This window comes from Aeromonas sp. HMWF017 (genome assembly GCF_003061465.1).
Classification (GTDB): Bacteria; Pseudomonadota; Gammaproteobacteria; order Enterobacterales; family Aeromonadaceae; genus Aeromonas; species Aeromonas veronii.
Genome location: NZ_QAJD01000062.1, coordinates 55,865 through 62,106 on the forward strand (window position 1 = coordinate 55,865; position 6,242 = coordinate 62,106).

7 protein-coding genes are annotated in these 6,242 nt (G+C 57.0%); all 7 read left to right on the top strand.

Annotation, left to right across the window (positions count from 1 at the left end):
* The coding region (locus tag DBR30_RS05665) for a beta-ketoacyl-ACP synthase II (protein WP_258224297.1) at nucleotides 1-647 on the top strand (647 nt) is incomplete at its 5' end.
* Nucleotides 648-715: 68 nt separating this feature from the next.
* Nucleotides 716-1,522 (top strand): aminodeoxychorismate lyase, encoded by an 807-nt coding sequence (gene pabC / locus DBR30_RS05670; protein ID WP_108542513.1) that lies wholly within the window; start codon nucleotides 716-718, stop codon nucleotides 1,520-1,522.
* Nucleotides 1,512-2,513, top strand: coding sequence for an endolytic transglycosylase MltG (gene mltG, locus DBR30_RS05675; protein WP_005333156.1), 1,002 nt, complete (start codon nucleotides 1,512-1,514; stop codon nucleotides 2,511-2,513). The genes pabC and mltG overlap by 11 nt, the downstream gene beginning before the upstream one ends.
* A complete protein-coding gene (gene tmk / locus DBR30_RS05680) occupies nucleotides 2,513-3,154 on the top strand; it encodes a dTMP kinase (protein ID WP_108542514.1) in 642 nt (213 codons plus the stop codon). The genes mltG and tmk overlap by 1 nt, the downstream gene beginning before the upstream one ends.
* Entirely contained in the window at nucleotides 3,139-4,086 is a 948-nt protein-coding gene (holB, locus tag DBR30_RS05685; RefSeq protein ID WP_069526838.1) for a DNA polymerase III subunit delta', read from the top strand. Before tmk ends, holB begins: the two co-directional genes overlap by 16 nt.
* 25 nt (nucleotides 4,087-4,111) lie before the next feature.
* The gene (locus DBR30_RS05690; protein WP_108542515.1) at nucleotides 4,112-4,891 is read left to right on the top strand and encodes a TatD family hydrolase; all 780 of its coding nucleotides are present in this window, start codon (nucleotides 4,112-4,114) and stop codon (nucleotides 4,889-4,891) included.
* 369 nt (nucleotides 4,892-5,260) lie between these two features.
* Nucleotides 5,261-6,202 carry a site-specific integrase gene (locus tag DBR30_RS05695; protein ID WP_258224298.1) on the top strand — a complete coding sequence of 314 codons (942 nt, stop codon included), beginning with the start codon at nucleotides 5,261-5,263 and terminating at the stop codon, nucleotides 6,200-6,202.
* The last annotated feature ends 40 nt before the right edge of the window (nucleotides 6,203-6,242 follow it).

Genomic DNA, 6,242 nt, shown 5'->3' on the forward strand with positions numbered 1-6,242 from the left:
TGGGGATGGGTGGTTTTGCTGCCGCCAAGGCACTCTCCAACCGCAACGACGAGCCGCAAAAAGCGAGCCGTCCGTGGGATAAAGCTCGCGATGGTTTCGTGCTGGGTGACGGTGCCGGTGTCCTGGTACTGGAAGAGTACGAACACGCCAAGGCCCGTGGCGCCAAGATCTACGCCGAGCTGGTCGGTTTTGGCATGAGCGGTGACGCGTACCACATGACTGCGCCTCCTGCAGATGGCAACGGTGGCGCTCGCGCCATGAAAAATGCCATCAAGGATGCCGGCATTGCCCCCGAGCAGATTGGTTACATCAACGCGCACGGCACCTCCACCCCGCTGGGTGATGTGGCCGAGCTGCGTGGCATGAAGTCGGTGTTTGGTGAGCACGCCAAATCCCTGATGGTGAGCTCCACCAAGTCCATGACCGGTCACCTGTTGGGGGCCGCCGGTGCCATCGAGGCGATCATCACTGTGTTGGCCCTGCGTGATCAAGTGGCTCCGCCCACCATCAACCTGGACAACCCGGATGATGAGTGCGATCTGGATCTGGTACCCCATGTGGCCAAGCCAGGCAGCTTCGAGTACGCCCTTTCCAACTCGTTTGGTTTTGGCGGCACCAATGGCTCACTGATCTTCAAACGCGTATAATTTGCCGCAGGGCAAAGACACAGGCCCGATACTGCCGGTATCGGGCCTTTTTTATCGGAGGGATCCCTTTGCTTATCAATGGCATGAAGCTTGATACCATCTCGGCCCATGATCGGGGGCTGGTTTATGGTGACGGTCATTTCACCACCATGGCGGTCAGGGAGGGTCGCGTGTTGCAGTGGCCTGCCCATCTGGCACGGTTGCAGCTGGCCAACAACCGGCTGGGATTGGTTGAACCGGACTGGGATCTCCTGACTCGGGAGGTTGAAGAGATGGTGGCCGACCAGCCACAATGCGTGGCCAAGGTGATCCTGACCCGCGGCGAGGGGGGGCGGGGCTATGACGGCAGCGGATGTCAGCACACGACCCGGATAGTTAGTCTGGCGCCATTTCCCACTCACTATGGCCAGTGGCAACAGGAGGGGATCGAGATGGTGGTGTGCCACCAGCGGATCGGTGATGCGCCTATGCTGGCCGGGCTTAAAACCTTGAATCGTCTGGAGCAGGTATTGCTGAAAAGCGAACTTGTCAGCCGGAATGCAGTCGAAGGGATAGTGCTGAACAGTCGTGGTTTTCTGATTGAAGGGGTCAGTGCCAATCTGTTTTGGCGTCGGGGCAAGACGGTGTTTACGCCCGATCTCGCCCGCGGTGGTGTCGATGGCATCATGCGTCGCCAGGTGATGGCGATGTTGAAACAGATGAGTATTGAGTTGCGTGTGGTAGAGGCTCCGCTGGAGTCACTATGGCAGGCGGAAGAGGTGTGGCTCACCAATACCCTGATGGGGGTCGTGCCGGTCAATGGCATCGAGGATATTCACTATCCCACTGCGGTATTGAGTCGCCGTTTACAGGAGCGTTTGGTCATTGAAGTTTAATCGGCTTTACACCCTGCTCGCGGGGGCGGCACTGACGGTTGCCGCTGCCGGGGGCTATGTACATTACAAATGGCAACAGGTAGAGACGCTCACCAACAAGGGGCCGACCCGGCTCTTTACGGTGGAGAAGGGCGCCCATGCGGCGCGCCTCATTGCCGAACTGGGTGAGGGGGAAACCAGCCCCTGGGCGGTGCGGCTCTGGCTGCGCAGCCATCCCGAACTGGTGGCCATCAAATCGGGCACCTATGAAATCAAGGAAGGGGCCCCTCTCAAGGAGACCCTTTCTCTGTTCGCATCGGGCAAGGAGTTTCACTTCAGCCTCACCTTCGTCGAAGGTTCCCGTTTCGAGGATTGGCAGAAGCAGCTCTCCAGCGCCCCATACCTTGAGCGATTGACTGTTGAGCAATCCGAAGCCGACTTGGCGCAGGAGCTCGGCATCGAGAATGGCAAGCTGGAGGGGTGGTTCCTGCCGGAAACGTACGCTTATACCACCCATGCCAGCGATCTCTCGATCTTGCGCCGCGCCCATCAGGATATGGAGACTTTCCTGCAGCAGAGCTGGGAGAAGCGTCAGGCTAACCTGCCTTACAAAACGCCCTATGAGGCGTTGATCATGGCCTCCATCATCGAGAAAGAGACCGGCCAGCCGGACGAGCGGGCACAGATCGCCTCGGTGTTTGTCAATCGTCTGCGTCTGGGCATGAAGTTGCAAACCGATCCCACCGTCATTTACGGGGTGAAAGATCGCTACGATGGCAATATTCGCCGCAGCGATCTGACCGACAAGAATCCCTACAACACCTATGTGATCGACGGTCTGCCGCCCACGCCTATTGCCATGCCAGGAAAGGCCTCCATCGAAGCTGCGCTTAACCCCAAGTCGACCGACTATCTCTACTTTGTCGCCAAGGGGGGCGGTGCCCACTATTTCTCCAAGACCCTCGATGAACACAATCGGGCGGTTCGCGAATACATATTGAAGAAACCCTAATGTCTAAATTTATTGTGATCGAAGGATTGGAAGGGGCAGGGAAGAGCTCGGCCGTTCGTTATGTGACCGACTATCTGCAGCGTCACGGCATCGATCGGATCGAGTGCACCCGCGAGCCGGGTGGTACGCCGCTGGCCGAGCGGATGCGGGCCATCGTCAAAGAGGTGCACGACGAGCGCCTGACCATCGAGGCAGAACTGCTGCTGATGTACGCCTCCCGGGTACAACTGGTGGAGACCCGCATCAAACCCGCACTGGCCGACGGTGTCTGGGTGGTGGGGGATCGCCACGATCTCTCCTCCCAGGCCTATCAGGGTGGCGGCCGTGGTATCGCTGCCCAGCTTATCGGTGCCATCAAGCAGGCGGTGCTCGGCAACTTCAAGCCGGATCTCACCCTCTATCTCGATATCGATCCTGCCCTTGGCTTGCAGCGCGCCCGCCATCGCGGCGAGCTGGATCGCATCGAACTGGAGCAACTGAGCTTCTTCGAGCGTACCCGAACTCGTTATCTCGAACTGGCCGCCAAGGATGATTCCATTGTGGTGATCGATGCGGCGCAAACGCCGGAACAGGTCAAAGCTGCCATCGAGCGTGCATTGGATCACTATCTGTCGAACGAGCCGCTATGTATCCCTGGCTGATCCCCGACTGGCATGCCCTGAGCCAGACGGCCCAGTCCGGTCGTCTCGGCCACGCCTGGTTGTTGCTGGGCGATCCCGGTCTTGGCAAGGAGCAACTGGCCGAGCGACTGGCGCGTTTACACCTTTGCCAGCAACCGGATCGCGGAGAGCCGTGTGGTCAGTGCCACTCTTGCCAGCTGTTTGACAAGGGCAACCACCCGGATCTCGGCACCATAACGCGCGACAGCAAGACCATCGGGGTCGAGGCCATTCGCGAGATCTGCACCCGGCTGCAGGGCTCTGCCCAGCTCGGCCGTGGCAAGGTGGTGATCATTCCTGATGCGGAGCGGATGACCGAATCGGCGGCCAACGCCCTGCTGAAAACCCTGGAAGAGCCGGCCGGCGACAGCTTGCTGTTGCTGATCGCTTCCCAGGTTTCCCGGTTGCTTCCCACCATTCTCAGTCGCTGTCACAAACATGTCTGTCAGTTGCCTGCGGAAGGGGAGACAGTACGCTGGTTGGCCGAGCAGGGTCATCAGGCCACTCTGGCTCAGGTGCGGATCTGTCAGGGGGCCCCCCTGCGGGTACTCGACTATATCGAGCAGCAACAGGACGGTACTCGCCGCGAACTGCTGGAGCAGTTTGTCGCCCTGAGTCAAAGTCCGGTCAAGGCAACGGCTTTGTGCAGCCAGCTTGGTCAGGAGACGCAGGTCAGGTTGCACTGGTTGCAGCTCTTCTTGTGCGATGCCCTGAAAACCCAGGCCGGATGTGGTCACCATCAGCTGGCCATGCCTGATCTGGCCATCTTGAGTCAGCGGTTGGCGGAGCAGCACTCCAGCGAAAAACTGCTGGAGGCAGAACAAGATCTGGTTGCCCTCAAGGCCGCTTGCCAGCCGGGGCAGCTCTCCAATCCTACCATCCATCTGATGAACTGGCTCAGTCGCTGGTTATAAGTACCGACAAGCAGAAAGGTTTTATATGTTACTCGTTGATTCCCACTGTCATCTCGATCGCCTCAGCTATGGCAGCAAGCAGACCAGTATGGCTGATGTACTGGCAAAGGCCGCGAAACTGGACGTGGGATATTTTCTCTGTGTCAGTGTGACTCAGGCACAGTTCCCGACCATGCTCGAGGCGATCGCTCCCTATCCCCAGGTATTTGCCTCCTGCGGGGTACACCCGCTCAATCAGGAACCCGGTGTCGATGCCGAGTTGCTGCTCAAGCAAGCTGCCGCTCCACGTGTGGTGGCCATCGGTGAGACCGGTCTCGATTACTTTTACTCGCCCGAGAACAAGGAAGTGCAGCAAGCCTCTTTCCGCGAACATATCCGGGTTGCACGCGCACTGAACAAGCCGCTGATCATCCATACCCGCGATGCTCAACAAGATACCTTGCAGATCATGCGTGAAGAGGGAGCAGATCAGGTTGGCGGTGTGCTGCACTGTTTCACCGAGTCTCTCGAGATGGCGCAAGCCGCGATGGCGATGGGGTTCTATATCTCAATCTCCGGAATCGCCACCTTCAAAAATGCGTCCGCCCTGCAAGAGGTGGTCAAGGCTCTGCCCCTCGACAGATTGCTGGTCGAGACCGACTCGCCCTATCTTGCCCCCGTACCGCATCGGGGGAGGGAGAACGAACCCGCCTTTGTGCGAGACGTTGCGCAGTTTATTGCTGACCTGCGTCATATTTCGCTCAATGAATTGGCAGAAGCCACCAGCCGGAATTTCTTTGAACTGTTCAAGCTGGCGAAAAAATAATCCCCAAGCCCCGTTGCTCGGGGCTTTTATATTTCAAATACCAAGCTGATTACCCACCTGAAAATCAACCTAGCACAACGTTATCTCTCACCTACCCAGTCAATTCAACTCGTTCATCCATACAAAACTGGGTGAATGATATTCCGATGTTTCGTTTTTTCACCGTGGTCGAAGGGTATTAAACATCAGGCTATAAGTATCGATAATATTCATTATCGATACTTGATGTATGGGGAGGATCCTGTAAGATCCTCTCAAACTTCATATGAATCATAGATTTCCGTGGCATATCCATCCTTGTCCAATCCAGCTCATCAGTCACTGCAGACTGTTTTTGATGCACAGCTAAATAGTCGGGCACGCCGCTTTTTGCGCAGTGCAAAAGCGGATTCCACACTCAATGCCTATCAGGCGGATACCCGTATTTTTGTCTTCTGGTGTCAATTGCACGGGCTGGATCCACTGCAAACCACCCATCACGACATCATGAATTTTCTCGCTGATCAGGCCGACGGCGTATTGGCCGACTGGATATGGCTGGATAAAGAGGAGGGGAAGGGAGAGCTGCGTAATGGCGAGCCTCGAAAACCGGCAACCCTGGTGAGACGGCTTGCCGGGATCCGTTATGCCTTCAAGCAGAAAGGCATTCATCCCATGCCCACCGAACATCCCGAAATCAAGGAGATGATGCGCGGCATTGTCAGGTTGGGGGATAACCGTAAACACAAAACCAGCGCCCTGACGCTGCAACCATTGACCCAGGTGCTGGATGGCATCGACACCGGTGATCTGGCTGGTTTGCGTGATCACACCCTGCTGCTCTTGATGTTCAGTGGCGCCTTGCGCCGCTCGGAAGCAGCCCGAATTGAGGTGAGCGATCTCGATTTTATGGGGCAGGGGATACGCCTTCGCCTCAAACCGAGCAAACATCAGCTGCATGAAACCGAGATCGCCCTGATCCCGGGCAAGCATTACTGTCCCGTCTCGGCACTACAAAAGTGGCTACACAAAAGCCGGATCAGCGAGGGGCCACTATTTCGGCGCATGAATCGTTGGGGTCAACTGATGGCCGAACCGCTCGGCCCTCAGGGCATCAATCTGATGATCAAGCGCCGAACCGGCCAAACCATCGACGATCTCTACGTCAGTGGCCATAGCCTTCGTCGCGGTTTTATCACCTCTGCGGTGACTGCCGGCAAGCCGATGAACAAAATCATTGAAGTCACTCGTCACAAGGATATGCGAACCCTGCAGGAGTACTTCGATGACGCCCACAAATTCTCCGATCATGCCCTTGACGGCTTGCTTTGACACAACTGCGTCACTTTATTTTTTATGTTAAATGATATCC